Raw genomic sequence first — 25791 nt, forward strand, 5'->3', positions numbered from 1 at the left:
CTGTAGTTTTCTTTTTTATGACCATATCTTACCAACAGCAACTTCAAGAGAAAGTTGAACGTATTACCACACAGTTTGCATCGTTCAATCCACCAGCTTTAGAAGTGTTTCAATCGCCTAACCAACATTTCCGTATGCGCGCAGAATTTCGTATCTGGCATACCGAAGATGATTTGTTCTATGCCATGTTTGAACGTGCTGAAGATGGAAAACAAAAAGAAGTTATCCGCGTGGATGAGTTTCCGATTGCAGATCAAAGCATCAATGATTTGATGCCACGTTTATTAGATGAATTAAAAGCAGTTCCTATTTTATCGCAACGTGTTTTTGAAGCAGACTTTCTCTCAACCCTAAGTGGAGAGATGTTGGTCACGCTGATTTACCATCGTAAATTAGATGCTGAATGGGAAACTGCGGCTAAAGCACTAGCTGAAAAACTGAATATTAAAATCATGGGTCGTAGCCGTGGCCAAAAAGTGATTATTGGTGAAGACTATGTAGTTGAACAACTTAATGTTCACGGTCGTACCTTTAAATACAAACAAATTGAAAGCAGCTTTACCCAGCCTAATGCGCAAGTGTGTCAACATATGTTGGAGTGGGCTTGTGATGCTGCACAGAAGTCCGAAAAAGACCTTTTAGAATTGTATTGTGGTAACGGTAACTTTACTTTGCCACTGTCTTTGAAATTTAAGCGTGTTCTCGCAACTGAACTTGCTAAATCTTCAGTCTACGCAGCGCAATGGAATATTGAGCAAAACCAGATTGAGAATATTCAAGTGGCGCGTTTATCTGCCGAAGAGTTTACTCAGGCATATCAAGGCGAACGCGAATTTAGACGTCTACAAGAAGCTGAAATCGACATTCAAAGCTACGATTTTGACACGGTTTTTGTTGATCCACCGCGTGCAGGCATCGATGATGAAACGCTCAAGCTATTACAAGGTTTTGAACGTATTCTCTATATTTCATGTAACCCAGATACCTTGCATGACAACTTAAAAACACTTAGCCAAACCCATCGAATTGTGAAGTTCGCCATGTTCGATCAATTCCCTTTTACTCATCATGTGGAATCAGGTGTTTTGCTTGAAAAGATTTAAACAAATTATTTCAACGTAACAGTAATTTATAAAGGGTTCGAGTAACCCTTTATTTTTATTCAAAGTATATTTATAAAAAAATGATATTTTTCAAAGGTCAAGTCATTCAAATGTCATAATTTCGTTAAACTTTAAAAGACTCATCGAAAAAATTGAAGTTTAACTGCTGCTTTTATCACTTAAGCTGACTTGTATTTTATTTTAAAGCGGCTATATTTCGACCTATGTTAGGTTGTATATGAAGGCTCTATGAGTTTTTGGCAAAAACTGTTCAATGCAGATGAACAATATAACGAACACAAGAACCAAACTTCTTGCGTTGAAAATGATTGTTCATGCAAAACCAATGAACAACTGTTGGATGCTTTAGTTAAAGCAACAGATGAAGATGTCATTAAAGGCATCAAGAAAGTACTGATTTCTCGAGGCTACAGCCGCAAAGAATTACTTGCGATGATCAAGCCGCCGATCCAATAAAAATAAGCCCACCCTGATCTCTTTCTATCAAGAGATTAGGGTCATCAGCATTACATACACTTCTCTCTATTCACTTCTGCAACAATTGGCCCTAAATTAAAACGCTTATCGTGGCGTTTGGTTTGTGCTGAATACACACTGGAAATCGAGCCATCTAAATACAATGCATTGTCTATTTTCAATTGCTGCTTAAAAAACTGAGCAAATTGGTAAAAACTGACACGTTGCTGTGAAATCACAAAATACAACTGATTACCTTTAACACCAACCCCATTTCTAATTTTTAATGAATTCGAGTCAGCAATAAACTGGCTGTTGATTTTCCCCTGATAGATCAACATCGGCCCTGACTGTGTTGCAAATTTAGCTTTAAATCGATCATGCTTATAATCAGCGGTGCTTTTAATTACAGCATGATGATCATTCCAAGCAACCACACCATTCGGCTGCATAAAAAAATTACCAAAGCCCTTCGCGACATTGAGCTTAGCCAACTCCCTCCCATTTTCAATATACAAACCCACGGGTTGAAAATCTGCATGATACATTCCAGCATTCATTGCAAAATTGAGTTTCTCACAAGCAGGTAGTGCTTTCTGAATTGCTGCAAACTTCTGATAATAAAGATCGCTCTGGGGTTGCTTTAAAAATAATTGCAGCTGATTTAGGTCCTCAACTTTAATCACATCATATTTTTGTTGATCCAATTGCAAAGTTTCATGCTGCATCGCATGTACAGTCGAACACGCTAAAAATGCAGATATTAGGAAAAACCATTTTTTCATCATAAATACGAAGTTTAAACATTGATTTGCCTCATTGTCCCATAGCAAGGCATACCGCAAAATAGCAGATACAAACGCCACACATAATCATGAACTTGATATTGCAAATACACTCGATTGATTCACAATTTTTCACTAAAATAATAAGTGTAAACATCATAGTATCGACATGCAGCAAAAACACCCGCGCTATTCGATTGGCGCTCACCTCATCGTAAAACACTTTGGCTATAGCCATCATGGTATCTATGCAGGTCGTGGACGGGTTATTCATTATTCTGGGTTTGCTCATATTTTTAAAAAGCATCCGATTGAAATGACCTCTATCCAGCGTTTTGCCCGTGGTAAGCCAATTTATACGAGACATTACCAATCCCCACGCTACAAAGCCAAAGCTGTTGTACGGCGTATGCGCTCACGCATGCATGAAAACCATTATCACCTCATTATTAATAACTGTGAGCATTTATGTACATGGGCAATCACAGGTATTGAATCCAGTACTCAAGTTGAGCGGATGCAGCGTCGTTTAGCAACCATTGGTTACGTTAGCTCTGTAATGAGTTATATGAATAGTCTGATGCTCACCGTTGCCACCGCATGTTTTGCCATCGTGTTATATATTAAAGTTATGCTACGTCGGCAAGCAAAGAAATCTGTACCAGCTTACTTGCGACTCAAAGAAAAACGACCCAAAAAATAAGATTCTCATACTTAGATATGTTATTTTTCACACAATTATTGCTTTTTAATTTATCTTGCATTACTATTTCTAGCGATACATATCGTATCGCATCCATATCGAGGGTTTTATGTTGGAGATAGCAGTAATCTGGTAACTACATTTCAATCAAATATTGAAATTGGTTATCTTCGCGAATTTTTTGGCTTCAAGCCTAACTTTGCTTCTGATTACTTATATCTGGATAACAACATGAACTTATCTAAGTCCGAACAACGGACACTTCACGTCTTGGCTAAAGGCGGAAAAATCGTAAAACTTCGCAATGACGCTGGTCAAACCATCGCTGTAGAATGCTATAGCCGAGAAGGTTTCTTGCTGTCCGATTGCAACCTCGAAGTTTTTAATAAGCTAAGAAAGAAAAGACTGATCAAATCCTGTAATGGGCAGCCCTATCAAATTAACCTACATGGGCTTAGATCTGTACGTCCTCAGTTAGACAATCGTTAACAAACAATCATAGGTTTGGATAAACCCATGATTGGTCTTAGATATGTCTATCCTACTGTTGGGTCAATCGGGTCTATCCAAATTAGATATGGTTTATTTTTGAGAAAGAAAATGGAACTAAACGTAATTCAAAATCGCTTAACATTTTTACGTGAAGCGGAAAAATTAAAAAACGTGATTCGCTTTTCACATACATCGAATGGCCGTCAGGAAAGCACCGCAGAACACAGCTGGCGATTATGCTTAATGGCAGTGGTTTTTGCAGATCAATTTAAAGACATTGATTTTGAGAAGTTATTAAAAATGTGTTTAATTCATGACCTTGGTGAAGCGATTCATGGTGATATTCCAGCCATTCTGAAAGATCAATTTCCAACGAAGAATCAGCAGGAAAAACAGGATCTTTACCAATTAACTGAATGTTTAGATGATCAACCTCAAATGTTAATTCGATCACTTTGGCAAGAATATGAAGATGCAACAACACCCGAAGCAAAAATCGTCAAGGCATTAGATAAGTTAGAAACCATCCTTCAACACAATCAAGGAATCAACTCACCTGATTTTGATTATGAATTTAACTTAAGTTATGGAGAGAAATATACAAATGACTCTCCGATACTCAAACAAATTCGAGCAATTTTAGATGAGGAAACACAAGAGAAAATTAAGATGAATATACATATTCGTGATGAAAACCCATCTGACATTCAGAGCATTTTTGATTTAACCCAAGCTGCTTTTGCAACAGAAGTACATTCAAGCCATACTGAACAATTCATTGTGAATGCACTACGTGATTCCAATCAGCTCACGCTTTCCCTAGTCGCGGAATGTAGTAATAAGATTATTGGTCATATTGCCTTTTCACCCGTGCAGATTTCTGATGGCACAACAGGTTGGTATGGGCTTGGTCCGATCTCAGTACTCCCAGAATATCAGGGTCAAGGAATCGGTTCTCAACTTATGCACGCTGGCTTGGAAGCACTCAAAGATTTAGATGCTGTTGGTTGCGTTCTACTTGGTGACCCACAGTATTACGGCCGATTCGGTTTTAAAGCAGACTCAAGACTGATATTAGCTGATGTCCCTGCCGAATATTTCCAAGTCTTGCCTTTTACAGAACATGTACCGACAGGTGAAGTGGTTTATAGTGATGCATTTAATGCCACAGCATAAGCTCACAGACTAAATCACATTAAAATAGAAGTTCGTATCAAATCGGTATGAACTTCTATTCTCTCAACAGGACAAAAGCGTAACTTCAGAAGCTTGCAAGACCGCCTCAAATGTCTCTGCATATCCTGCGATCAACTCGGCCTTATCCGTCCCATTAATGATTCGCCTAGCACCTATATAGTCTTTATGATTCAGCTTGATATAATCAGATAGTTTTTTACCCGTAAACATACCCTTTTTCATTCCAACAATCATGACACGGGCTGCAATATCTGCTTGTAAAGCAAGTTTTGGATTTTTCACTAAATCAATTTTTAAATAATCCCCCATTCGCTTATAGTTTGCCAACCATGTTAGTTGCACATAGCCATAGCCGATATAGGGATAATATTGCTTAGATTTTAGATACTTTTCTGAACCATACTCAATTACAGGTTGCATCGTTTTAGCCGTTTCGTGCCAAGCCGTTGCCAATATATAAGCCGCTTGGGCAGATGTAATCGTCCCATCTTCATCCAGTACTGAAACCAGAAAATTGATTCCATCGACTTGAAGCTGAGTTAATTTTCCAAATGTGTGGCGCAAAATATCAAAACCGTGTTGTGTTATTTTCATGTCATTTTCCTCTTTATAATAAAAAACCGCCCGAAGGCGGCATTGGATTGTTTTTCTTTAGAATTTGTCTTTAAAGTCTTTCACCTCTTTTGCTACATCCAAGATGGTTGAATCTTCTCGTGCATTAATATAATTAAAGGTCCAACGAATAATCGCCCATACCGGCAAACCACAAAGGAAGTACAAACCTCCTAAGGCAAATGCGCCATACGGGTTTTGACTCCATTCTTGCAAGCCAAAATGCTGAATCACAAAAGCACCTCCTGCAATACTGCCAACGGCTGTTGAAATAAGTGAAACCACCCATTCACGTCGAGACTTGGGTAACCGTGTCATAATCACCACCATCCATGCCAAAAACATAAAAGTGAGTGCCATGACAACAATAAAAAATACTCCATAAGATTTAATTACGGCTACAATCCCTGCACCCGTTGAAACAAACTCTGTCATTATTTCTCCTCCATAAATAGAAAGGCCTTAACTTATGTAAAGTTAAGACCTAGGCTGACATTTTAAGCAAAGCCACATAGCGGACTACTCTCAATTTATTTTGATCACCATTGCTTAATTATTTACTTTAAATTCATACTATTGCGGATAATGCGTCATCTCTCTTTGTTGGTGGTGAAACTGTACAAAATCACCTGCATTCACTTGTAAGCCCAAGATTTCACCTTTACTGGTTAAGTGATAATAGATATTGTCTTCAAGCGCAGATGGCATTTTATAATCCAGGCTGACATAGGCCTCTCGCAGATCAAAATCCAACTGCTTTAAATCCTCTTGTGCCACAATGTGATAATACTTCGGCAATTTTAGGGAGTTGGTTGAATGCCACTCTCCAACAAATTCATAGTCAACATAGACCTTCATCGATTGAGAACTAGCAATCTCAAAGGTCACAATTGGGTTTTCTGATGGGTTAGCTTCAATAAAAGTGACGTTATTCAGACTATTATATTCTCCCAGAGTCACCACAAATTTATCATCCAAAAAATAGCTATGAATGACAAATCCACGCTCAATTTGGCTTAACCTCACCTGATGTTCAGGTTGATGATCCACACCTAAAATAACGATTGACCGTTGCGCTGTATTTGCACTGCTAAAAGAAAATTGACCTCTCTGTGCTTGGAAATAAGCAGATAAAGGTAGTTGGTGTGCATCCTTCACTTTGACAGAACCTAATTGAGCATTCCCTTCGATATATGCAATCGCTGTGAGATCAGGTGTTGTTTGCATAATTGCAGGCACAATCTCAGCATAAGAAAGAATATCTAAGTGTTTAATTGAAAAAGAACCCAACATCATCTTATTGACACAATTCATTTTAATCACCTTGCGTTATTGAGCGGCTTTTAAAGCATCCACTTATAAAATGAAAATGGACGATTGCTTATCTTCAGATATAAAAAAACTCGGCTCCTGACGGATCCCGAGTTTTTAGGCAATAAAAAAGCCCATCTATCAAATGAGCTTTTTTATTATGATCGAAAATTTTATATTACGACCAGTATAATAAAACTATAGCTTAGTTTCCTCAAAAATGGAATCATTAAATCATTGGCGCTTTGTAAATATTTCTTTCCTTATTTTTTAACCCATGTATAAATTCTAAAATCAATCAACCTAATCGAAGTTCAATCATTAAATCCTTTATATACGCTTTTGATATCTTTCTTATTTAGAATTAAAAAGGTTTACACAATATTTGTAGTTTTCCTCTTTACTTACATGCCCACCAACATGGACACATGAGCAAAAATTTTCCATCTGATTGTATTTTATTGATTTAGGCACATCAACACCATAGCATCTAGAGTCTAATCGAACAGGCTTCCTCGGAAACAACGAATTCGAGCTATACATTGAATAGAAAATTCCGCCACAGACAATAACGATTAAAGTCAAAATAGATGAATGTTTTTTTAACATTAATAGTCTCCTTGTTATTAGATATATTTATATTCCACACATATTAAAAGCCCACATTAAAATGAGCTTTTTAATAAAGAATACTTAAATAATAAAATTAGAATAAATGCAAGTATAAAGTTGATAATTATATCAATAAAATATCATGCTTTCATTATATTATAAGTATCTCTTCTATATTTTTCTATTGCTATTTCTGCTTCTTGAATTGCAGTTTCAAGCACATTTATGAGTTTAATCTCGTAGCATTTCCATGTCTTTCTATAACAATCAACACTCATTTGATGGCGGCTAATCCCAGCATAAGCCAGACGCCCTTTTGCAGTATAGTTTTCCTCTAAATCAGGTTCTAATACAAAATCCAATACCATCCGTGCTATCAATCCTGCCAAATGGTGCATCGCAATACGTTCTGGCTCTCGTTTTTTATCTCGTAGGGCTTGTTCAATAAATACTTTAGCCAAATGCTGACAGACATCGTCATAGTCTTGCTTGCCTTTATGTTCGAACACAATCAATGCCGTGACCGACTTTGCCAATTGGTTTTGCATTGAGGCAATCACACCTAAACGATCTTCATAACTCAATGTTCTCTCACCTGTTCCACGCACAAAAGGCTCTAAATTTGGCGAACACAAGCTTAGCCCTTGCATTAACCATTCAAATTTTTCAAACTTTGCTACATTTGCATTCATTACTTCACCTCTTACTGATTTATATATTTTGTGATTTAGCGATCATTGTATTTGTTGCGTTTAGTGATACTTTTCTCTCGCTTCTACAATATTCATAGCCTGTTGAATTTCTTCAAATCTAGCTTTTGTACATGGCCGAGTTGCACTTTTGATCTGAGAAATATAACTATGTGCACAGCCTAAAATACCTACCAATGCTTTTGCCCGTCCCTTGTGTGCATCTAACCACTGGCTAAACATCTGAATTTGGGCATCTGTTGCCTGATTGGCGATTCTTATACTTTTCTTTAACTCTTTTTCTGTTTTTTCTGGTGATACAAACTTAACAATATGACTTGGTCTTGCTTTCAAGCGTTGCTCATATGTATTTTGGATCTTTGTAATTACATTACCTTGAGCCAACCATGCTTCGATTTCCGCATCAAGATTTTGCTTAATATGCATGTTTGGATTGATTGCCTTGTTCATGCCGCACCTCCAGCATTTAACCTAATGAATAAGACAATTATATTAGTAAACTAATATTAATTCAATAAGAATACTAATTTGACTTCACATTAGCTTACTAATATTCTTAATTTATTGATTTAAGGTGCATTAAAATGCTTAAAGATCGGCTCAAAGAAGCAAGAAAAAAAGCCAAGAAGTCGCAGAAAGATGTGGTTGCTGCTGTTGGCATTACCCAATCCGCACTCAGCCAGCTTGAAACAGGACTAGTAAGCTCCTCATCACATTTACCTTCGATTGCTAATTTTCTAGGTGTAGATGCTTATTGGTTACAAACAGGTCAAGGACATGCCGCACTGAAAGAATCTGGCCATGAAGATGCTTCAAATATCTCCCCTGTAAAAGCCAATATGGCTCCAGTGCTCTCTTGGGTACAAGCGGGTGTTTTTACTAATGTTGAATCGGTTGATATCACACAAGTTGAGGAATGGCTGCCATTGCCAGACGATTGTGATGACTGCTTCTACTTAAAAGTACAAGGTCTCAGTAATTATCCTGTCTTTCATGAGGGTGATTACATCTTGGTTGATCCAACTGTGCAATATAGCGATATGCAGTCAGGTGACATGATTGTGGTGAGAAAGCATGAAGATGCAACATTTAAGCGCCTAGTGGTCGAAACTGATAATTCAAGATATCTGCAAGCATTGAATCCCGAATTCAAACCCAACATCATTCCACTGGATGAAGAATGTATTTTTGTCGGTGAAGTGGTCGACTCCATTCGTTATATTTACCAATCCAAACGTCGATCGAAGATAAAACATAGCTAATGGATAAAGAGCTGCTTATTAGTATTCTTATTTTAATTTAATATTAGTCTCTTAATCATCTATACCATCAAACGCATATAAAAAAGCCTAGATGATGATCTAGGCTTTTTTATTCGATGTCATATTACTTTGCAGCAGTTGCTTCAGTTGTAATATTAACCGTGATCTTATCCCCTACATTAGGCACGTAATTCCCAATACCAAATGCAGAACGGTTAAAGCTTGTTGTTGCATTAAAACCAATTGCAGGTACTTTCGCCATTGGATGCTCGCCTTGTTTATTCAGTACAGCATCTAATACCACAGGTTTAGTCACACCTTTAACCGTTAAATCACCTGTAATTTTGAAGTGTTTTTTGTCTTTGGTTTCTACTTTAGTACTTTTGAAGGTAATGTTTGGATATTTCGCAGCATTAAACCAAGCTTCTTCTTGGAACTCTTTATCCAAAGCAGCAACATTGGTATTTACACTGCTTAAAGGAATAGTTACTTCTACAGATGAATTTGCAGGTTTTGCAGTATCAACTTTAATTGTGCCTTGGATGTCAGTGAAATTTGCACTTGGTGTAGAGAAACCAAAGTGATTCCAGCTGAATACGGTCGCAGTATGCGTTGGGTCAATTTTATAGTCGACTGGTGCAGCCAAAGTTACAGAACTAGCTAAAGCGACTGCTAAACCGAGGCTTAATGTTTTAAATTGCATTTTTCGTATCCTTGTTTGATATATTGATTAGTGTATAGATCAAGTATTTTTATTCACTAGTCTTTATAAAACGATATGTTTCACCAGTGCAACAATAAAAGCGTTACAGCGCTTATCAAAAATCAATATCATAAGACCATTCGATACTGGACAATTGATCAGCAAGATCACATGATCAATGGGTATATTTTGATTTAGATACTTCACGATAAACAACAAGGTAAAACATGACACATACAGCACAAGCACTTAGTACATCTACACCTTATCGCGTTACGTTAACAGATCCTGCTGGTCATACTTGGTATGCAGATGAGCCTGCAGATAAAGGTGGTCAAGATACTGCACCCAACCCTGTTCAGCTGGTACTTTCAGCTTTAGGTGCCTGTACGACCATTACTTTAGAAATGTATGCCAATCACAAAGGGATTAAGCTTGATCATGTTCAGGTCGATTTAGCCTTAAATCCCAATGGTGAACCAGAATCAGGGCAGAATAATATTGAACGTAAAATCATCTTAAAAGGTGAATTTACCGAAGATCAGCATAAACGTTTATTAAAAGTCGCGGAAAGTTGCCCGATTCATAAATTGTTAACGTCAAATATTTCGATTCAGAGTGAATTGAGTATTGGGTAAGAGATATAAATATGGTCTTTAAGTCAAAGACCATATTTTATAAAAAATTAATCTTGAACTGATAATTCAGTTCCTGACAATCAAATTCGTCCAACATATGCTGTGGAATGATCTGTTTTGCTTCTGGGCTTACAATCATATAAATTAAGTCATACCAATTCACTTTACTTTTGTCATCAGGACAGTAGAAAAGCCCCTGTTTCTGGTCCAATTTAATATATTTTTTATCGACACTTCTTAACTCATAACCGTACTTATTGGTTAAAAGCATGTTAACCAGTTCTATAATTTTGGTCTTATACTGCGGGAAAAACTCTGGTTTTTCAAAATTATGAACCATATCTAAGCTTGCCATCTTCAAAAGATGTGTTTCATACATATCAATACAATTGACTCCAAAGACCCGCCAAGTGGATAAATTTTCGATTTCGTTCAAACTCTGAATTAAACAGTCTGTATATTTAAATAATCGATATTTACATAGATTTTGTTTTGGATCTTCTGTGCTAAGAATGTCTTTATCAAAACCCATATCGAGATCAGCCATAGTACTTTGTTCAAATAAAGCTTCTCTAAGTTTTAAACGCCAGTCATCACACTCAAAATAATAAGTCCGGTTAGCAGCAATTCTACAAATTATTGAAAATAAATATGGGTGTATGTAGTTCATAATAATTTTTATTCACCTATAAAACCAAAGAGTATTTCATAATTTCTTTAACTTTTTATCACTATTTTTTTAAGAAGCTCAATTCACATATGTAAAAAAGCGCCCTTAATCAGAGCGCTTTTTTATACCACTTAATTTGATTAAGCAGTCAATTCTTTAACCGCAGCAACAACTGCTTCAGTGGTGATACCGAAGAATTGGAATAAGTCTTTTGCTGGAGCAGATTCGCCATAAGTGGTCATACCGATCACTTTGCCGTCTAAACCAACAAACTTCCACCAGTAATCTACATGAGCCGCTTCAACCGCTACACGTGCACGGATATGCGCAGGCAATACCGCTTCACGATACGCAACATCTTGCTTCATAAACTCTTCAGCACATGGCATAGACACTACACGTACACCTTCAAGTTGTGCATATGCTTCCATTGCCAATGAAACCTCTGAACCTGTTGCAATGATAATTGCTTTTAACTCGCCTTTTTCTTCAGCAAGCACATAACCACCTTTTGCAACGTTTTGAATTTGAGCTTCATTACGTGCTTGGAATGGCAAGTTTTGACGAGAGAAAATGAGCGCTGATGGACCATCTTTACGTTGAAGAGCAGATTTCCAAGAAACAGCTGCTTCAACTGTGTCACAAGGACGCCATGTATTTAAGTTTGGTGTACCGCGCAATGATGCAATTTGTTCGATTGGTTGGTGCGTAGGACCATCTTCACCCAAACCGATTGAGTCATGCGTATAAACATGAATCACACGTTGCTTCATCAATGCAGACATACGCACTGCATTACGTGCATATTCCATAAACATCAAGAAAGTTGCAACATAAGGAACGAAACCACCGTGTAAAGCCACACCGTTCGCAATTGCAGTCATACCGAATTCACGAACGCCATAATACACGTAGTTGCCCGCTGGGTTTTCTTGTACGCCTTGGCAACCTTTCCAAAGTGTTAAGTTAGAACCAGCCAAGTCAGCAGAACCGCCTAATAATTCAGGAAGCAATGGACCGAATGCCTGTAAAGTATTTTGGCTTGCTTTACGTGTTGCAATGGTTTCTGCTTTTGCATTTGTTTCAGCAATGAAAGCATCTGCTTGCGCTGCAAATTCAGCAGGTAAATCGCCATTGATACGACGTAATAATTCAGCTGCTTCAGTTGGATATTTTGCTTGGTATTGAGCAAACAATTCATTCCAAGCTGCTTCAGAGGTTTGACCTTTTGCTTTTGCATCCCAAGCTGCATACACATCTTCAGGGATAACAAATGAATCTTCTTTCCAGCCTAATGCTTCACGAGTTAAAACGATTTCGTCTTTACCCAATGGTGCACCGTGGCAATCTTCTTTACCTTGTTTATTTGGTGAACCTAAACCAATAATCGTTTTACAGATGATGATCGTTGGTTTATTGGTTTCAGCTTTCGCTTCTACAGTCGCTTGACGAATTGCATCAGCATCATGACCATCTACACGAAGGACTTGCCAACCATACGCCTTGAAACGTTGTTCAGTATCATCGCTGAACCAACCTTCAACTTCACCATCAATCGAAATACCATTGTCGTCATAGTACGCAACAAGTTTACCAAGACCCAAGGTACCTGCAAGTGAACATACTTCGTGAGAAATACCTTCCATCAAGCAGCCATCACCTAAGAAGCAGTAAGTGAAGTGATCAACAACATTTAAACCGTCTTTGTTGAACTGAGCTGCCAAAGTTTTTTCAGCTAATGCAAAACCAACTGCATTTGCAATGCCCTGACCTAATGGACCAGTTGTTGTTTCAATACCAGGCGCATAGCCATATTCTGGGTGACCTGGTGTTTTAGAATGTAATTGACGGAATTGTTTTAAATCTTCAATAGATAAATCATAACCAGTCAAATGCAACAATGCATATTGCAACATTGAACCATGACCATTCGACAATACAAAACGGTCGCGGTTCGCCCATTGTGGGTTGGTCGGGTTATGATTTAAAAATTCACGCCAAACAACATCAGCGATATCTGCCATCCCCATTGGTGCACCTGGATGCCCTGAGTTTGCTTGTTGCACAGCATCCATTGCCAAGACACGAATTGCATTTGCAATACGACGTTCATTTAAAGGGGTTGTCATAAGTCAGAATCCGATTAAATCAAATAAGATGAGAAGAAGATGAGAAATCATCTTTCAAAAGATGCGACTATTGTCTTAAAAAAACGCCAGTGGGTAAAGTGCAATACACGATATTTCTTATTTTTCGCTGATTCAGCTGTCATTCTATGCCTAAATGCTCATGTGATAGACAGAATGTAAATTTGAGATTAAGGATATTGGATACTAAATTACAGATTTATTCATATAAAAGGACATTAATATCAGTTTCACTGATACACATATCAATAAAAACATAATGAAAATGAAATAAATTCATGCTTTTTAGTCAGCTTATGCTAGTCCTATCCGCCAAGTCGATGTAACATACTCTGTCTTTTTGAAAATACCAATGATAGGACGTTCATGCGCGAGTATGCTGTTTTTACTTCAGAATCTGTAAGCGAAGGTCATCCAGACAAAATGGCTGACCAAATTAGCGATGCAATTTTAGATGCAATCCTAAAAGAAGACCCGTATGCGCGTGTCGCTTGTGAAACATTAGTAAAAACAGGTGCGGTTGTTCTTGCTGGTGAAATCACAACAACAGCAAATGTGGACTTTGAAGCGATTGTACGTCAAACCGTAAATGGAATTGGTTACCACCATTCTGATTTAGGTTTTGATGGCTCGACCTGTGCCGTCATCAACATGATCGGCAAACAATCTCCTGAGATTGCACAAGGTGTTGACCGCCAAAAACCAGAAGATCAAGGTGCTGGTGACCAAGGTCTTATGTTTGGTTATGCAAGCCGTGAGACTGATGTACTCATGCCTGCTCCAATCTCTTATGCGCACCGTTTAATGGAGCGTCAAGCAGAATTACGCCGTTCAGGTGCTCTGCCTTGGCTACGCCCAGATGCAAAAAGCCAAGTCACTTTTGCATATGAAAATGGCAAACCTGTCCGTTTAGATGCAGTTGTATTATCAACACAGCACGATCCTGAAATCTCTCAGATTCAGCTTAAAGAAGCAATTATTGAAGAGATTGTTAAGCCAATCATTCCTGCTGAAATGTTCCATGCTGGCACCAAATTCCACATCAACCCAACTGGTATGTTTGTGATTGGAGGTCCTGTAGGGGACTGTGGTTTAACAGGCCGTAAAATTATTGTAGATACTTATGGCGGTATGGCACGTCATGGTGGCGGTGCTTTCTCTGGTAAAGATCCATCGAAAGTAGACCGCTCTGCTGCTTATGCTGGTCGTTATGTGGCAAAAAATATTGTTGCGGCTGGTTTAGCAGATAAATGCGAAATCCAAGTGAGTTATGCAATTGGTGTAGCAGAACCAACGTCGATCTCTATTAATACGTTCAATACTGGTAAAGTATCAGACGAGTTGATTATTCAACTTGTACGTGAACATTTTGATTTACGCCCTTATGGCATCACACGTATGTTGAACCTCATTCAACCTATGTATAAGCAAACTGCTGCTTATGGTCACTTTGGCCGTGAAGGTTCTGATTCTGCATTTACATGGGAAAAAACCGATAAAGTTGAAATCCTTAAAGATGCAGCTGGATTGTAATCCACACTGCTCTTTCAAAAAAAGCTCGCATTTGCGAGCTTTTTTATTTACCCCGAAATTATTTAGCCGAATCTGCATTATCTTGCTTAAACATCTCAAATAGCGAATTGCTTTGAGCTGGCTGATCTTCTTGATGATGTTGAGTATACAAATGTGCAAGCTTAATGACCACAACAACCGCAAGACATGCCGCTACACAGAACATCCATAAACCATATGGACTACGAATATGATGAGAACCACAGTACGGGCACTCTTTATCAGTTGATGCAACAACCTTGTCACAACATGCACAATGATATTGATATAACATCATGAATTCCTCCTACCACTTATTTTTTTATTTTCTTTTTACAACAATTTCAAACGTCATACTTTTATCCTATGAAAAAAAAACCGAGAATTCAATCTCGTTTTCTAACCTATCCATTCAAATTAACAATTTTTTATGACAATTTTATTAGAATCTCGATTTTAAACAAATCTTTAAGTTTTAAATATTATTTTGATCTTTCACATAATTTGATAAAATAAATTTTTGCAAGTTACAGATTACCTCATGACTCAATTAATTAATAAAGGTGGATTTCGCGAACGAGCGAACCGTAGCCGAAAATACAAACAATCTGAAAATGAGATAACAACCCTTCAACCAAGCCAATATCAACCACCAAACAAAGAAGTTGATTTACCTGCTACCTTATCAACTCAGCATCCCAAAGAGCAAAGTGACAAGACATAAAAAAGCACACTCTATTTAGTGTGCTTTTTTTCAATTCATTGAAATTAGTTTACGTCTTTAAACTCAATTTTCTTTTGATCTGGTTTTACTTCACGGGCTTCACCATCAATAATGGTTGAATCATGATATTGACCACCACCCTGTTGATTCTGCATATCCTGCATTTGACGCATCAGATCAGCAAATGGATTCTGACCCGTAGCACCTCCGCCCATACCCCCCATCATTTTATCCATCATAGCCTGCTGACGCTTTGCCATTGTTTTCATCAAAGCATTACGGAATGCTGTTTGAATAGGTGGAATTAATACCAGCACCGCCAACACATCTGAAATTAAACCAGGAACCATCAACAAAAAGCCAGCCATTGCTAGTGCAAGTTTCTTGGTAACCGCAGGATCACCACCCAATTGACCTGTCATCTGCATTTGCTGCAACTGTGGCATAATGCTTGATGTACTTGAGCGAACCAAGTTCAAACCAATAAAAAATGCGATGATAAACCAGAAAAAGACATACCACATACTTCCAACGAGGTCACCCACGCCAATCCAGACCAAAACCTCGGCAATTGTGCCAAATACCACGATAAGAAGTAGATTCATGTCAAATCTCTAAAAATTAAAACCTTGTGCAATCTTGAAGAATCAATCCTGACACAACAAATAAAATAAACTCGATAAACTAATTGATGGGTACATTTCTCAATTTATCAAGTGCAATACACCTACTTGTATAAAAAAGCCCCCAATTAAATCTGATCTAATTGAGAGCCAAGACCATCTTTAACGATTAACCACAAGTTGCTTGAGTAATCTTTTTAGACTGAGGATCAACCGTTACAGTTACACGATTTTCTCGATAATCCATTGTAACAGGCTGGTTTGGTCCAACACTGCGAACAATTTCAGACTTGGTTTTTTGTTTGATTTGCTCTTCGCTGAGACCAGATTGACCGATTAACTTCGTTGCTTCATCAGCCACACACTTCGGTTGGCTCGCACGGAATAGCTCCCATTCCTCCACCACCTGACCATTTGGCAACTTACAGTATCCAACCTGACCATTGGTTTCATTTTTAATTTCTAACTGACCACCTTGCTCTACACAATATTTACTTGCTGGATTAGCCATACCAATTTTTGGTGGAGTCATATCTTTATTTGGTGCTGCTGAACACGCTGCAAGTGAAGTAAGAACTGCACCTAAAAGTAAGATCTTTTTCATAAATTTGAATTCTGATAAAGTAAAAAGCAAAGATAACAAAATTATATAGATTATTATGTCTATGATTTGAAACAAGAACCTAGACGATGAAATGGACTTCATAACGATGTAGCCCATCCTTCTTTCAAGCTTATCAAATAACAAATAGAGATAGGTTTATTGAATAATGATGTATTCCAACCGGATAGCCCCATCAATCAAGTAATGCTCTTTGATGATATAAAAGTAAGGTCGTGTATCCACCCACTCATCCATTGCCATAATCGCTTGTGTATACCCCGTTACCGCTGAAAAATCTTTAACTTGTATAATATCCATGGACTTCATCCTTTTTTATTTAGCCTAACATATTATATTTATTCATATAGAACAAATTGATGCCGAATAAGTCACTTCCATACCTCACATTTTTCAACTTGAAGAAACATAAAAAATGTCTCACCGTGTGGAGACATTTTTTATAGAAATAAAGCTAAGTGAGTCTTAAAACGATACCATTTTTCCTGGATTTAACATTCCAGTAACGCCATACCAACCTTTTGACATTGGGATCGCCAAAGGTGCCAATAAGCGTCCAAACAAAATGTCACTATGTTGAATTTTGGTGAGCATTGCGTAATCGGTATTCTTAGCTAGAAAATCATCTGCAATGGCTTTACCGATACGCACGGTTTGTGCCACACCATGCCCACTCCAACCATGTACTGCATAAATAGGAAATTTCTGACCAAATTTTCGGTTATCAGTGGCACCATTCATAGTCAAATCACTGACACCACTCCAACAGAAGTCCATTTCGACATTTTCAAGCTGTGGAAAAACTTTATTAATTCGGCCTAATAAATATTGATTCATTCTGCCCGCAGCCCAACTTGTTCCCGTGCCTTGACCACCGAACAGCAAACGGTTCTGAGAGACTCCACGATAATAATCAATCTGTAACTGCGTATCGTAGACAGGATGGTCTTGTGGCAACAACTCAGTTAAAGGTCGTTCCAGTGGTGCAGTGACTGCAACATAAGTATGGAATGGAATGGCTGTCTGCTTCTTTTCAGGCAGTAACTTAAATGCATTATGATGCACTGCGATTACGACACTTTTACGTGCTTTAATCACACCAGAAGCTGTCTGCACATAGACACCATCGATCTGTTCAGAAATCGACAATACTTCAGTTTGTTCAAAAACTTGCCCACCGTTTTTACAAAAGCCATGCACCAAAGCACGGTTGAGTGCTAATGGATGAATATGCCCCCCTAAATTATCAACCAAACCACCTTTATAAAGATCAGTTTTAATTAAATCCTTAAGTTCATATTCACCCACCACTTTGGTATGATCTTCGCCTAAATATTTTCTGGCTTCAGCACCTTGAGTTAAAGCAATTAAATGCCCTTCATGCACAGCCGCTGTAATATGTCCGCGTTTACGCGCCAAATTTACAGTATATTCTTCTGCAATTTGATCAATTAAAGACATTGCTTCGGTAGATGTAAAATGCCAAAGTTTTTTAGCATCTTCATAACTAAAACGTTTAATCATTTCTTCAGCTTCCCAACGCGCTAGACCTGGAGTAAGCTGACCTCCATTTCTACCTGATGCTGCGGAGCCAATACGATTCTTTTCTACTAAAATAGTATCAACACCTTGCTCAGATAAATGCAATGCTGTGGAAGAACCTAATAATCCTCCACCAATAACCACTACATCACATTCTTGATCTGCTGTTAAAGTATCAAAACAATGCCAGTCCTCTAAGGAACTTTCATAATAATTTGCGGGATGAACAAACTGCCCATGTTTTGGGTTGACCCAGTTCCATTCATTAGAATTTTTATATGCTTTACTTTCTTTAAAAACAACATCATCGAAATGCGTTGGTTTCTTTATATCACCAAACATTTTAAATTCACCTAACACAATCTTTTACTGATTAATACAAATAGCTTATCGCAGAAAAACTGAGCAACAAAACCAGAATCTTTCAATAATTTTGATAGGTAAATAAGTAGCTATACAGTCCGTTAACATACTCAAAATGATGAAATCAATAAAGTTTGATATGCAGATATCTTAAAGCATCAACGATAAAAATGAGGGCGCAGAATAAAAATAAAGATTTGAAAATTAAAAAAGCACCCGAAGGTGCTTTCTTTCTCTTATAGGCTGGTTGCAAGCAATACTACAAAGCTAAATAACAACGTACCTAAAGATCTCTTGCAATGTACATGAACTTCTTGCTCAAACCCTTGAGCATACGGCTCCAAGTTTTCCATAACTTTAACGCTCATTAAATGTACTACACTTATTAATTTGCCTAACAAATCAATAGAAATAAATTAGCAAAAAGTCGTATATCTTGCTAGTGCAATTTTTCAACCAAATGGTGAATTTATGACAAAAAATGACACTTAATGTAGGATAATTAAAAAAAAATAGTCTGCTTTAAAGAAAATAAAATTTTGAGACAAAAAAAGCCCACCAAAGTGAGCTTTTTTTAAATATCGTGCTGAGTTTTAAGCAACGACAGTAATACCACTTGCTTGAGGGCCTTTTTTACCTTCAGTAATGGTAAAAGATACGCGTTGACCTTCATGTAGCACTTTGAAACCACTGCTTTGGATTTCGCTGAAATGAGCAAAAACGTCTTGTCCAGAGTCTGCATGAATAAAGCCAAAACCCTTAGTTTCGTTGAACCACTTAACTGTACCAGTCACAGTATTAGACATATATTTAAACCTATTTTAAAAAATTTGGGGCGCTTAACAGCGAGCAACTTGGAATCATAAACTCTGAGAGGAAATCTGATAAAACAAAAGGTTTATCAACAACTATATGAGATGCAAGATTTTCTGAATCAACAGCGTTATTCTTCTAGTTAGCTTTCACTATACACGACTTTACATTTTTCACGCAATCTCTATCTATCGATCCGACTGCCTACTTCTTTTTTCAGCACATTATTTTTGATCAAGAACAAATAGAAAATAAAAAGTTTTAATTATTTTCAAATACTTAAAATTAAATATTCTCATCTAAATTCTAAATTATGATTTTTATATAAATTTTTAACATATTATTTCATTTCCTTTTGCTCACAAATATTCGCCATCCCTCTAAGTTCCGATTATTATTAGTCACAAAAAAAGCCCACTGTTGTGAGCTTTTTTTTCACTGGTCTAAAGTAATTAGATAACAGTAATTAGAGTTGCTTGTGGTCCTTTTTTACCTTGACCAAGAACAAACGAAACGCGTTGGCCTTCATTCAATACTTTGAAGCCCTTGCTTTGGATTTCGCTGAAATGAGCAAAAACATCTTCGCCAGAGTCAGCTTGAATGAAACCAAAACCTTTAGTTTCGTTGAACCACTTAACAGTACCAGTAACTGTATCAGACATACCTTTAAACCTTTTAAACTTTGTTCATTTATGAATTAAATCAAAATTTTTACATCGTGATTTAATACAATCTATCCTTATTGAATAGATACTACAAGTATGTGAACCATTTATGTCAATCGATAAAGTTGATTAACATCTGTATAAAAGCTTTTCCCGTCCAAATTAAAGTCAATTTCTTGACCTGATTCCAACAGGATCCTCTTTCCTACTTCTACCCACTTAAAGCCATTCAGCGTATTTTGCTGACGCTTTAAAGGGATGATTCTCACACAAATTTCATTGCCATTGCTGGCTTTGGCTACACGCCATTCATTAATAATTTTCAACACAAAATCACTCATTTCTGAGCTCAAGTGATCGATTTTGATTTACTATAACACTAGACAGATGAGAGAGGATAGCTACATTTCTAGAATCTAATAATTTTTAGCTTTACTTTGGGTTATTTCAGCTAACTGAATTGTTACTTATTCTTTCTAAGCAACAATCTTAAATACATCACAGAGCATAATTAAATTTGATTGGTAGCGGGGGCTGGATTTGAACCAACGACCTTCGGGTTATGAGCCCGACGAGCTACCAGACTGCTCCACCCCGCATCAATGGAGTGACTTTATACGCCCATCTCCCCAACAATGCAAATGTTTTTTAGAAAAAACCCTGATTTTGCTTACCAATGCCTAAATTAAGTACAAAATGATCTTTTTTTCAGCTATCCACTCGCTATCAACAGACGGCTCCTAATCTGTTTAAAACTTTTAAATATTTAAAAGCAATGTCCCTGATTGTTCAATAAAACAACTATTTTCTTATAATTCAAAATACTACAAAAAAATTATGCAGTAAAAATCCTGATATGTAACAATATTGACTGTCTTTTATTTTTATAGTGCTTCATGTCATTAATTATTGGTATTGATCCTGGCTCACGCTTAACAGGTTACGGAATTATCGAAAAAGATGGCAACAAATTGCGTTTTGTTGATGCGGGGACAATTCGTACTGAAACACAAGGCATGCCTGAACGCTTAAAGCGAATTTTTGCTGGTGTCGAACGTATTGTTAAATTTCATGGCCCAACCGAAGCAGCTGTGGAACAAGTATTTATGGCGCAAAACCCTGACTCTGCATTAAAACTTGGCCAAGCTCGTGGTGCAGCGATTGCAGCATTGGTGAATCAGGATTTACAAGTCGCTGAATATACTGCCCGTCAGATTAAACAGTCTGTCGTTGGTTATGGCGCTGCAGATAAAGAACAAGTTCAAATGATGGTGATGCGTTTACTCAATTTGACTATTAAGCCACAAGCCGATGCTGCTGATGCGCTTGCAGCTGCAATTTGTCATGCCCATGCTTCAGGTAGTATGAGCAAAATGGCTGTCTTAAATGCTTTAGGTGGTATGGCACGTGGGCGTAGTCGTTCAAGCACCAGACGCCGTTAGGTTGAGTGATTTACTACGGTATAAATCATTTTCCCCATTTCATAGGCCTGTAAACCTCTAGTCCCTTTTTCAGCAAGCAAATCACCCGCCTGAGCATGTAGGCTGACAATCTCATGCAAAGCAATCTGTTGATGAAATTGAGCTTTTAGACTGGCAATCATACCTGCCAATACATCCCCCATACCGCCTGTGCCCATTCCAGCATTACCCTGCGTACAGATAAATAATTGTGTTTCTAAAATTAAACTACCTGCACCTTTTAATACCCATTGCCCTGCATATTTTTGTTGTAACTGTTGAATGGCAGCAATTCGGTCTTGTTCAATATCCGCGGCAGTGCACCCTAACAATGTTGCTGCCTCGCCTGGATGAGGTGTTGCGTAGAGATGTTGGTTTAATTGTTGCGGATATTTAGCCAGAAACCAAAGTGCATCTGCATCAAGTACAACGTCTAAATGCGAGTTTTGGTTGAGTAAATTGAACCATTGCTGATAAATATGTTCCGCCCATTCATCTCGCCCTAGACCCATCCCAATACAAACTGTATCCACTTGTGCTAATAGCTGTTGAATCGCTTCTTGGTCTAAGCTATTAATATCACGCACCATAATATTAGGTGCACGCGCCAAAATGGCTTGATGATGTTTACCATGACAGACCACACTGACTTTTCCAGCACCTGCATGAAATGCCGCTTCAGCAGACATGATCACTGCGCCTCCCATATCTGCATGGCCACCAACGACTAATACATGCCCATAGCTACCCTTATGTCCAAATGCTTGCCGTTTTGGTAATACAATTTTTTCAGGTGACAAATATGCAAGTGGTTTTAATTCTGCATCAGTCGGGATCAGGCTAACTAAATGTAGCTTCCCCACATATTCCTTGCCTTGACCTGTAAATAAACCTGCTTTATAGCCTAAAATCGTAAAGGTCAGATCAGCTTGTACTGCACAGGGCAAAGTTTGTCCTGTATTGGCCTGTAATCCACTGGGGATATCGATTGCTACTTTTAAGCCCGTTTGTAGATTATAAAGCTGAATAATTTCCTGCCATTTTGAGTCTAGCGCTCGGTTTAAGCCAATACCAAATAAGGCATCAATATGACAGTCGAAAGTTGGAATTTCTTGGTGAACTGCCTTTTCTGACAATAAATAATCAATCGTTTGAATATCGACTTGATGGGACTGTGCATAATCAAATGCTTGTTGTAAGTCGGGTGATTGACCAAGCTCTGTCGCAAATACAGTGATGCCAAATCCTTGTTGCTTTAAAAAAGCAGCAACATAGTATCCATCCCCAGCGTTATTACCTTGCCCGCACCAAACTGCGATCTTTTGAATTTTATTTTGCTGAAATTGTTGATGTAACTGTTGTGTGATTGTCCAAGCGGCTTGCTGCATAAGCCCTAAAGATGAATTTTGCTGAGCAAACCAACGTTGCTCCCATGCTTGTATACTCTGGCTATGGTAAACTACAGCTTGCATGATTTTCCCCTTTATTATTGGTTTATGGCTTCAAGCACATTATCTCAAATACAGTCGCAGAAAATGCCTGATAAAATCGAGCTACAACAGCTTGATCCGCAAGCACTGAAAGACTGGATCAAAGCACAGGCTTTAGACTTAGGCTTTGCTGATTGTGTCATTGCCAAACCAGATGCTCAAGATCAAATGCCACGTTTTAAGGAATATTTAGAACGCGGTTATCATGCAGATATGCACTATTTAGAAGAAAACCTTGAAAAGCGTGCTGATCCAACATTGCTCGTTCCAGGTACAAAAAGCATTATATGTGTGCGTATGAACTATCTTGTGGCATCACCCAAGCCCCGTTATGTACCATTTGAACCAAATTCTGCCATTATTGCGCGCTATGCCCGAGGCCGTGACTACCATAAAGTCATGCGTGGGCGTCTAAAAACGTTAGCGACTCGTATTAAAGAAAAAGTTGGTGATTTTGAATCACGTCCCTTTGCCGACTCTGCCCCAATTTTTGAAAAATCGCTGGCAGAAAGTGCTGGTATGGGATGGACAGGTAAACATACTTTACTTATTCACAAAAAATCGGGTTCTTTTTTTGTTTTGGGTGAACTGTTTACGTCACTTGAACTCCCCTTTGATCAGCCTGCCAGCGCACATTGCGGCTCATGTACAGCTTGTATCGACATTTGTCCAACACAAGCGATTGTTGAACCTTATATGCTGGATGCCAGAAAGTGTATTGCGTATTTAACTATTGAATATAAAGGGATCATTCCTGAAGAATTACGCTCGGGTATCGGCAACCGAATTTTTGGCTGTGATGACTGCCAGTTGATTTGCCCTTGGAATAGCTTTGCTAAAAAAGCGTCTATTCCAGACTTTGACCCAAGACATAGCTTAGATGACATCAGCTTGTTAGAGATTTGGCAATGGGATGAAGCAACTTTCTTAGCAAATACCGAAGGCAGCCCAATCCGCCGTACAGGCTATCAATCATTTAAACGCAATATTGCAATCGGTCTGGGAAATGCTCCATACTCGGCTGAGATCGTGACGCAATTGCAAGATGCAAAAACTGCGCACGATGAGGTCGTCAATGTACATATTGATTGGGCAATTCAACAGCAATTGCTGCAAATAAACGTACACTAAATAGAAAAATGATGTTTTTTGCCCTTTGGCTTTGGCACGATTTCTGTATGATGAATCTCAATGTCTGTAATCAATCATCATGGATATAACAATGACTTTACGTAATGACTGGACTCGTGATGAAATCCAAGCTTTATATGACCAACCTTTTTTAGACTTAGTATTTGAAGCACAAGGCGTTCATCGTCAGCATTTCCAAGCAAATAGCATTCAGGTGAGTACCCTACTTTCAATTAAAACAGGTAAATGCCCAGAAGACTGTAAATATTGCTCACAATCTGCTCGTTACGATTCTAAGTTAGAAGCAGAAAAGCGTATTGCCGTTGATAAAGTCATTCGTGAAGCACTTGCAGCAAAAGAATCTGGTTCTTCACGTTTCTGTATGGGTGCTGCTTGGCGTAACCCACATGAACGTGATATGCCTTATGTCCTCGAAATGGTTCGTGAAGTCAAAGCCCTAGGCTTAGAAACTTGTATGACTTTGGGTATGCTCAACCAATCTCAAGCAGAACGCTTAAAAGATGCAGGTCTAGACTATTACAACCACAACCTAGACACTTCACGTGAATACTATTCGCATATCATTAGTACACGTACTTTTGACGACCGTCTGGATACGCTCGATCATGTTCGTCAAGCAGGTATGAAAGTTTGTAGTGGCGGTATTGTTGGCTTAGGTGAAAGCCGTAATGACCGTATTGGTCTATTACATGAGCTTGCGACCATGCCAGTACATCCAGAATCCGTGCCAATTAACATGCTGGTTCCAATTGAAGGCACACCTTTGGCTGATGTTGAAAAACTTGATGTTACTGAGTGGATCCGTACCATTGCTGTAGCACGTATCATCATGCCGCATAGTTATATTCGCCTTTCGGCTGGTCGTGAATCATTAAGTGATTCTGACCAAGCGCTTGCATTTATGGCCGGTGCAAACTCACTCTTCTCTGGGGAAAAACTACTTACAACACCGAATGCGGGTGAAGGTAAAGATCAAGTTCTATTTGCTAAATTAGGTTTAACCGCAGAAAAACCTAAGCCAAGCATTGCCGAACTATCAGTAGATGCCATGAGTGCATAAACAAAAAAAGCCTTGTCATTTGACAAGGCTTTTTTTAGATATGATTAAATTGATGTCACCAAAATGCCATATTTAGCATTTAAAAACATTCCAACACGGATGATGTCAACACCTGCTGCATGCGTGACTGACAATTCTTGACTATGCACATCAAAATGAAATGAATCAAAAATATCTTGATGTTGCATTAACCATGCAATCGTATCAGCAATACGCTCATCAACAGTATATGTTTCTGATTTAAAGTCCTTATTCATAGCACTATGTTATATCTTCACTTGATCTTTCAATCATAGCGGATAGA

At 38.1% G+C, this 25791-nt stretch carries 32 protein-coding genes and 1 tRNA gene; 12 read left to right on the forward strand and 21 right to left on the reverse strand.

The annotated features are described in order from the left end of the window. Window positions 1-17 precede the first annotated feature (17 nt). The gene (gene trmA, locus F3J02_RS03310; protein WP_167247607.1) at window positions 18-1103 is read left to right on the forward strand and encodes a tRNA (uridine(54)-C5)-methyltransferase TrmA; all 1086 of its coding nucleotides are present in this window, start codon (window positions 18-20) and stop codon (window positions 1101-1103) included. A 249-nt stretch (window positions 1104-1352) separates the two neighbouring features. Continuing rightward, a complete protein-coding gene (locus F3J02_RS03315; protein ID WP_004653128.1) occupies window positions 1353-1580 on the forward strand; it encodes a hypothetical protein in 228 nt (75 codons plus the stop codon). Window positions 1581-1630: 50 nt separating this feature from the next. On the opposite strand, the gene F3J02_RS03320 is transcribed toward F3J02_RS03315, so the two are convergent. After that, window positions 1631-2368: a phosphodiester glycosidase family protein gene (locus F3J02_RS03320; RefSeq protein WP_167247863.1), complete on the reverse strand. Its 738-nt coding sequence runs from the start codon at window positions 2366-2368 to the stop codon at window positions 1631-1633. A 166-nt stretch (window positions 2369-2534) separates the two neighbouring features. On the opposite strand from F3J02_RS03320, the gene F3J02_RS03325 reads away from it, so the two are divergent. The 3 genes from F3J02_RS03325 (at window position 2535) to F3J02_RS03335 (ending at window position 4736) form a co-directional block, all read left to right on the forward strand. Further along, window positions 2535-3068, forward strand: coding sequence for a lecithin retinol acyltransferase family protein (locus tag F3J02_RS03325; RefSeq protein WP_004807701.1), 534 nt, complete (start codon window positions 2535-2537; stop codon window positions 3066-3068). Window positions 3069-3299: 231 nt separating this feature from the next. Further along, window positions 3300-3557, forward strand: coding sequence for a YjhX family toxin (locus F3J02_RS03330; protein ID WP_005189278.1), 258 nt, complete (start codon window positions 3300-3302; stop codon window positions 3555-3557). 111 nt (window positions 3558-3668) lie between these two features. After that, on the forward strand, window positions 3669-4736 hold the full coding sequence (locus F3J02_RS03335) for a bifunctional HD family hydrolase/N-acetyltransferase (RefSeq protein WP_167247609.1): 1068 nt from the start codon (window positions 3669-3671) through the stop codon (window positions 4734-4736). A gap of 63 nt (window positions 4737-4799) precedes the next feature. On the opposite strand, the gene F3J02_RS03340 is transcribed toward F3J02_RS03335, so the two are convergent. The 5 genes from F3J02_RS03340 to F3J02_RS03360 all read right to left on the reverse strand — a co-directional run bounded on the left by F3J02_RS03340 (window position 4800) and on the right by F3J02_RS03360 (window position 8452). Beyond that, the gene (locus tag F3J02_RS03340; protein ID WP_167247611.1) at window positions 4800-5351 is read right to left on the reverse strand and encodes a hypothetical protein; all 552 of its coding nucleotides are present in this window, start codon (window positions 5349-5351) and stop codon (window positions 4800-4802) included. 57 nt (window positions 5352-5408) lie between these two features. Further along, window positions 5409-5804, reverse strand: coding sequence for a hypothetical protein (locus F3J02_RS03345; RefSeq protein WP_167247613.1), 396 nt, complete (start codon window positions 5802-5804; stop codon window positions 5409-5411). A gap of 138 nt (window positions 5805-5942) precedes the next feature. Further along, window positions 5943-6683, reverse strand: coding sequence for a hypothetical protein (locus tag F3J02_RS03350; protein WP_167247615.1), 741 nt, complete (start codon window positions 6681-6683; stop codon window positions 5943-5945). Window positions 6684-7432: 749 nt separating this feature from the next. Further along, entirely contained in the window at window positions 7433-7984 is a 552-nt protein-coding gene (locus tag F3J02_RS03355) for a hypothetical protein (RefSeq protein WP_167247617.1), read from the reverse strand. 60 nt (window positions 7985-8044) lie between these two features. Continuing rightward, entirely contained in the window at window positions 8045-8452 is a 408-nt protein-coding gene (locus F3J02_RS03360) for a hypothetical protein (RefSeq protein WP_167247619.1), read from the reverse strand. A 134-nt stretch (window positions 8453-8586) separates the two neighbouring features. On the opposite strand from F3J02_RS03360, the gene F3J02_RS03365 reads away from it, so the two are divergent. Further along, entirely contained in the window at window positions 8587-9264 is a 678-nt protein-coding gene (locus F3J02_RS03365) for a LexA family protein (RefSeq protein WP_167247621.1), read from the forward strand. Between the two features lie 124 nt (window positions 9265-9388). Here F3J02_RS03365 and F3J02_RS03370 read toward each other — a convergent pair whose 3' ends face one another. Next, window positions 9389-9967, reverse strand: coding sequence for a YceI family protein (locus F3J02_RS03370; protein ID WP_005189293.1), 579 nt, complete (start codon window positions 9965-9967; stop codon window positions 9389-9391). A gap of 227 nt (window positions 9968-10194) precedes the next feature. On the opposite strand from F3J02_RS03370, the gene F3J02_RS03375 reads away from it, so the two are divergent. Next, window positions 10195-10605, forward strand: coding sequence for an OsmC family protein (locus tag F3J02_RS03375; RefSeq protein ID WP_167247623.1), 411 nt, complete (start codon window positions 10195-10197; stop codon window positions 10603-10605). 37 nt (window positions 10606-10642) lie between these two features. Here F3J02_RS03375 and F3J02_RS03380 read toward each other — a convergent pair whose 3' ends face one another. After that, window positions 10643-11275, reverse strand: a complete 633-nt coding sequence (locus F3J02_RS03380; protein ID WP_167247625.1) for a hypothetical protein — start codon at window positions 11273-11275, stop codon at window positions 10643-10645. Between the two features lie 140 nt (window positions 11276-11415). Next, on the reverse strand, window positions 11416-13404 hold the full coding sequence (gene tkt / locus F3J02_RS03385) for a transketolase (RefSeq protein WP_167247627.1): 1989 nt from the start codon (window positions 13402-13404) through the stop codon (window positions 11416-11418). A gap of 384 nt (window positions 13405-13788) precedes the next feature. Here tkt and metK point away from each other — a divergent pair, with 384 nt between their 5' ends. Then, window positions 13789-14955, forward strand: coding sequence for a methionine adenosyltransferase (gene metK, locus F3J02_RS03390; protein ID WP_005211901.1), 1167 nt, complete (start codon window positions 13789-13791; stop codon window positions 14953-14955). A gap of 58 nt (window positions 14956-15013) precedes the next feature. Here metK and F3J02_RS03395 read toward each other — a convergent pair whose 3' ends face one another. Further along, complete coding sequence (locus tag F3J02_RS03395; protein WP_167247629.1) at window positions 15014-15271, reverse strand: hypothetical protein; 258 nt, start codon at window positions 15269-15271, stop codon at window positions 15014-15016. 243 nt (window positions 15272-15514) lie between these two features. Between F3J02_RS03395 and F3J02_RS03400 the strand changes: the two genes are divergently transcribed. After that, window positions 15515-15697 carry a hypothetical protein gene (locus F3J02_RS03400; protein ID WP_167247631.1) on the forward strand — a complete coding sequence of 61 codons (183 nt, stop codon included), beginning with the start codon at window positions 15515-15517 and terminating at the stop codon, window positions 15695-15697. A 44-nt stretch (window positions 15698-15741) separates the two neighbouring features. On the opposite strand, the gene F3J02_RS03405 is transcribed toward F3J02_RS03400, so the two are convergent. The 9 genes from F3J02_RS03405 to F3J02_RS03440 form a co-directional block, all read right to left on the reverse strand. Continuing rightward, a complete protein-coding gene (locus F3J02_RS03405) occupies window positions 15742-16302 on the reverse strand; it encodes an FxsA family protein (protein WP_167247632.1) in 561 nt (186 codons plus the stop codon). A 187-nt stretch (window positions 16303-16489) separates the two neighbouring features. Beyond that, complete coding sequence (locus tag F3J02_RS03410) at window positions 16490-16924, reverse strand: I78 family peptidase inhibitor (protein WP_167247634.1); 435 nt, start codon at window positions 16922-16924, stop codon at window positions 16490-16492. 156 nt (window positions 16925-17080) lie between these two features. Continuing rightward, window positions 17081-17242: a hypothetical protein gene (locus F3J02_RS03415; RefSeq protein WP_167247636.1), complete on the reverse strand. Its 162-nt coding sequence runs from the start codon at window positions 17240-17242 to the stop codon at window positions 17081-17083. A gap of 165 nt (window positions 17243-17407) precedes the next feature. Then, on the reverse strand, window positions 17408-18826 hold the full coding sequence (locus F3J02_RS03420; protein ID WP_167247638.1) for an NAD(P)/FAD-dependent oxidoreductase: 1419 nt from the start codon (window positions 18824-18826) through the stop codon (window positions 17408-17410). 257 nt (window positions 18827-19083) lie between these two features. Beyond that, window positions 19084-19215, reverse strand: coding sequence for a hypothetical protein (locus tag F3J02_RS18655; protein ID WP_266096155.1), 132 nt, complete (start codon window positions 19213-19215; stop codon window positions 19084-19086). Window positions 19216-19440: 225 nt separating this feature from the next. Then, on the reverse strand, window positions 19441-19653 hold the full coding sequence (locus F3J02_RS03425; protein WP_004807774.1) for a cold-shock protein: 213 nt from the start codon (window positions 19651-19653) through the stop codon (window positions 19441-19443). Between the two features lie 459 nt (window positions 19654-20112). After that, window positions 20113-20322, reverse strand: coding sequence for a cold-shock protein (locus tag F3J02_RS03430; RefSeq protein ID WP_004653101.1), 210 nt, complete (start codon window positions 20320-20322; stop codon window positions 20113-20115). Between the two features lie 110 nt (window positions 20323-20432). Further along, window positions 20433-20666: a transposase gene (locus F3J02_RS03435; protein ID WP_167247640.1), complete on the reverse strand. Its 234-nt coding sequence runs from the start codon at window positions 20664-20666 to the stop codon at window positions 20433-20435. Between the two features lie 181 nt (window positions 20667-20847). Further along, window positions 20848-20924: transfer RNA gene (locus tag F3J02_RS03440), tRNA-Met, on the reverse strand. Window positions 20925-21221: 297 nt separating this feature from the next. On the opposite strand from F3J02_RS03440, the gene ruvC reads away from it, so the two are divergent. Beyond that, entirely contained in the window at window positions 21222-21767 is a 546-nt protein-coding gene (ruvC, locus tag F3J02_RS03445; RefSeq protein WP_167247642.1) for a crossover junction endodeoxyribonuclease RuvC, read from the forward strand. Here the strand turns inward: ruvC and F3J02_RS03450 are convergent. Further along, window positions 21764-23257 carry an NAD(P)H-hydrate dehydratase gene (locus F3J02_RS03450; RefSeq protein ID WP_167247644.1) on the reverse strand — a complete coding sequence of 498 codons (1494 nt, stop codon included), beginning with the start codon at window positions 23255-23257 and terminating at the stop codon, window positions 21764-21766. The genes ruvC and F3J02_RS03450 overlap by 4 nt on opposite strands. Before the next feature lie 24 nt (window positions 23258-23281). Between F3J02_RS03450 and queG the strand changes: the two genes are divergently transcribed. Both queG and bioB read left to right on the forward strand, forming a co-directional pair. Continuing rightward, the gene (queG, locus tag F3J02_RS03455) at window positions 23282-24406 is read left to right on the forward strand and encodes a tRNA epoxyqueuosine(34) reductase QueG (RefSeq protein WP_167247646.1); all 1125 of its coding nucleotides are present in this window, start codon (window positions 23282-23284) and stop codon (window positions 24404-24406) included. 91 nt (window positions 24407-24497) lie between these two features. Next, window positions 24498-25487 (forward strand): biotin synthase BioB, encoded by a 990-nt coding sequence (bioB, locus tag F3J02_RS03460; protein WP_167247648.1) that lies wholly within the window; start codon window positions 24498-24500, stop codon window positions 25485-25487. Window positions 25488-25531: 44 nt separating this feature from the next. Here bioB and F3J02_RS03465 read toward each other — a convergent pair whose 3' ends face one another. Then, window positions 25532-25744, reverse strand: a complete 213-nt coding sequence (locus F3J02_RS03465; protein ID WP_167247650.1) for a hypothetical protein — start codon at window positions 25742-25744, stop codon at window positions 25532-25534. Window positions 25745-25791: the final 47 nt, after the last annotated feature.

The sequence above is a fragment of the Acinetobacter sp. Tr-809 genome, assembly GCF_011753255.1.
Taxonomy (GTDB): domain Bacteria; phylum Pseudomonadota; class Gammaproteobacteria; order Pseudomonadales; family Moraxellaceae; genus Acinetobacter.

What these genes read in the sequence shown, in the direction of transcription:
- F3J02_RS03365 (WP_167247621.1), top strand. Translation starts at nt 8,587, where the DNA reads ATGCTTAAAGATCGGCTCAAAGAAGCAAGAAAAAAAGCCAAGAAGTCG.
- F3J02_RS03360 (WP_167247619.1), bottom strand. Translation starts at nt 8,452, where the DNA reads ATGAACAAGGCAATCAATCCAAACATGCATATTAAGCAAAATCTTGAT.
- F3J02_RS03430 (WP_004653101.1), bottom strand. Translation starts at nt 20,322, where the DNA reads ATGTCTGATACAGTTACTGGTACTGTTAAGTGGTTCAACGAAACTAAA.
- trmA (WP_167247607.1), top strand. Translation starts at nt 18, where the DNA reads ATGACCATATCTTACCAACAGCAACTTCAAGAGAAAGTTGAACGTATT.
- F3J02_RS03330 (WP_005189278.1), top strand. Translation starts at nt 3,300, where the DNA reads ATGAACTTATCTAAGTCCGAACAACGGACACTTCACGTCTTGGCTAAA.
- F3J02_RS03415 (WP_167247636.1), bottom strand. Translation starts at nt 17,242, where the DNA reads ATGGATATTATACAAGTTAAAGATTTTTCAGCGGTAACGGGGTATACA.
- F3J02_RS03410 (WP_167247634.1), bottom strand. Translation starts at nt 16,924, where the DNA reads ATGAAAAAGATCTTACTTTTAGGTGCAGTTCTTACTTCACTTGCAGCG.
- F3J02_RS03435 (WP_167247640.1), bottom strand. Translation starts at nt 20,666, where the DNA reads ATGAGTGATTTTGTGTTGAAAATTATTAATGAATGGCGTGTAGCCAAA.
- F3J02_RS03315 (WP_004653128.1), top strand. Translation starts at nt 1,353, where the DNA reads ATGAGTTTTTGGCAAAAACTGTTCAATGCAGATGAACAATATAACGAA.
- F3J02_RS03400 (WP_167247631.1), top strand. Translation starts at nt 15,515, where the DNA reads ATGACTCAATTAATTAATAAAGGTGGATTTCGCGAACGAGCGAACCGT.
- F3J02_RS03375 (WP_167247623.1), top strand. Translation starts at nt 10,195, where the DNA reads ATGACACATACAGCACAAGCACTTAGTACATCTACACCTTATCGCGTT.
- F3J02_RS03325 (WP_004807701.1), top strand. Translation starts at nt 2,535, where the DNA reads ATGCAGCAAAAACACCCGCGCTATTCGATTGGCGCTCACCTCATCGTA.
- F3J02_RS03335 (WP_167247609.1), top strand. Translation starts at nt 3,669, where the DNA reads ATGGAACTAAACGTAATTCAAAATCGCTTAACATTTTTACGTGAAGCG.
- F3J02_RS03395 (WP_167247629.1), bottom strand. Translation starts at nt 15,271, where the DNA reads ATGATGTTATATCAATATCATTGTGCATGTTGTGACAAGGTTGTTGCA.
- F3J02_RS03465 (WP_167247650.1), bottom strand. Translation starts at nt 25,744, where the DNA reads ATGAATAAGGACTTTAAATCAGAAACATATACTGTTGATGAGCGTATT.
- F3J02_RS03355 (WP_167247617.1), bottom strand. Translation starts at nt 7,984, where the DNA reads ATGAATGCAAATGTAGCAAAGTTTGAAAAATTTGAATGGTTAATGCAA.
- F3J02_RS03345 (WP_167247613.1), bottom strand. Translation starts at nt 5,804, where the DNA reads ATGACAGAGTTTGTTTCAACGGGTGCAGGGATTGTAGCCGTAATTAAA.
- bioB (WP_167247648.1), top strand. Translation starts at nt 24,498, where the DNA reads ATGACTTTACGTAATGACTGGACTCGTGATGAAATCCAAGCTTTATAT.
- F3J02_RS03450 (WP_167247644.1), bottom strand. Translation starts at nt 23,257, where the DNA reads ATGCAAGCTGTAGTTTACCATAGCCAGAGTATACAAGCATGGGAGCAA.
- F3J02_RS03405 (WP_167247632.1), bottom strand. Translation starts at nt 16,302, where the DNA reads ATGAATCTACTTCTTATCGTGGTATTTGGCACAATTGCCGAGGTTTTG.
- metK (WP_005211901.1), top strand. Translation starts at nt 13,789, where the DNA reads ATGCGCGAGTATGCTGTTTTTACTTCAGAATCTGTAAGCGAAGGTCAT.
- F3J02_RS18655 (WP_266096155.1), bottom strand. Translation starts at nt 19,215, where the DNA reads ATGAGCGTTAAAGTTATGGAAAACTTGGAGCCGTATGCTCAAGGGTTT.
- tkt (WP_167247627.1), bottom strand. Translation starts at nt 13,404, where the DNA reads ATGACAACCCCTTTAAATGAACGTCGTATTGCAAATGCAATTCGTGTC.
- F3J02_RS03350 (WP_167247615.1), bottom strand. Translation starts at nt 6,683, where the DNA reads ATGAATTGTGTCAATAAGATGATGTTGGGTTCTTTTTCAATTAAACAC.
- F3J02_RS03370 (WP_005189293.1), bottom strand. Translation starts at nt 9,967, where the DNA reads ATGCAATTTAAAACATTAAGCCTCGGTTTAGCAGTCGCTTTAGCTAGT.
- queG (WP_167247646.1), top strand. Translation starts at nt 23,282, where the DNA reads ATGGCTTCAAGCACATTATCTCAAATACAGTCGCAGAAAATGCCTGAT.
- F3J02_RS03320 (WP_167247863.1), bottom strand. Translation starts at nt 2,368, where the DNA reads ATGATGAAAAAATGGTTTTTCCTAATATCTGCATTTTTAGCGTGTTCG.
- F3J02_RS03425 (WP_004807774.1), bottom strand. Translation starts at nt 19,653, where the DNA reads ATGTCTAATACTGTGACTGGTACAGTTAAGTGGTTCAACGAAACTAAG.
- F3J02_RS03420 (WP_167247638.1), bottom strand. Translation starts at nt 18,826, where the DNA reads ATGTTTGGTGATATAAAGAAACCAACGCATTTCGATGATGTTGTTTTT.
- F3J02_RS03380 (WP_167247625.1), bottom strand. Translation starts at nt 11,275, where the DNA reads ATGAACTACATACACCCATATTTATTTTCAATAATTTGTAGAATTGCT.
- F3J02_RS03340 (WP_167247611.1), bottom strand. Translation starts at nt 5,351, where the DNA reads ATGAAAATAACACAACACGGTTTTGATATTTTGCGCCACACATTTGGA.
- ruvC (WP_167247642.1), top strand. Translation starts at nt 21,222, where the DNA reads ATGTCATTAATTATTGGTATTGATCCTGGCTCACGCTTAACAGGTTAC.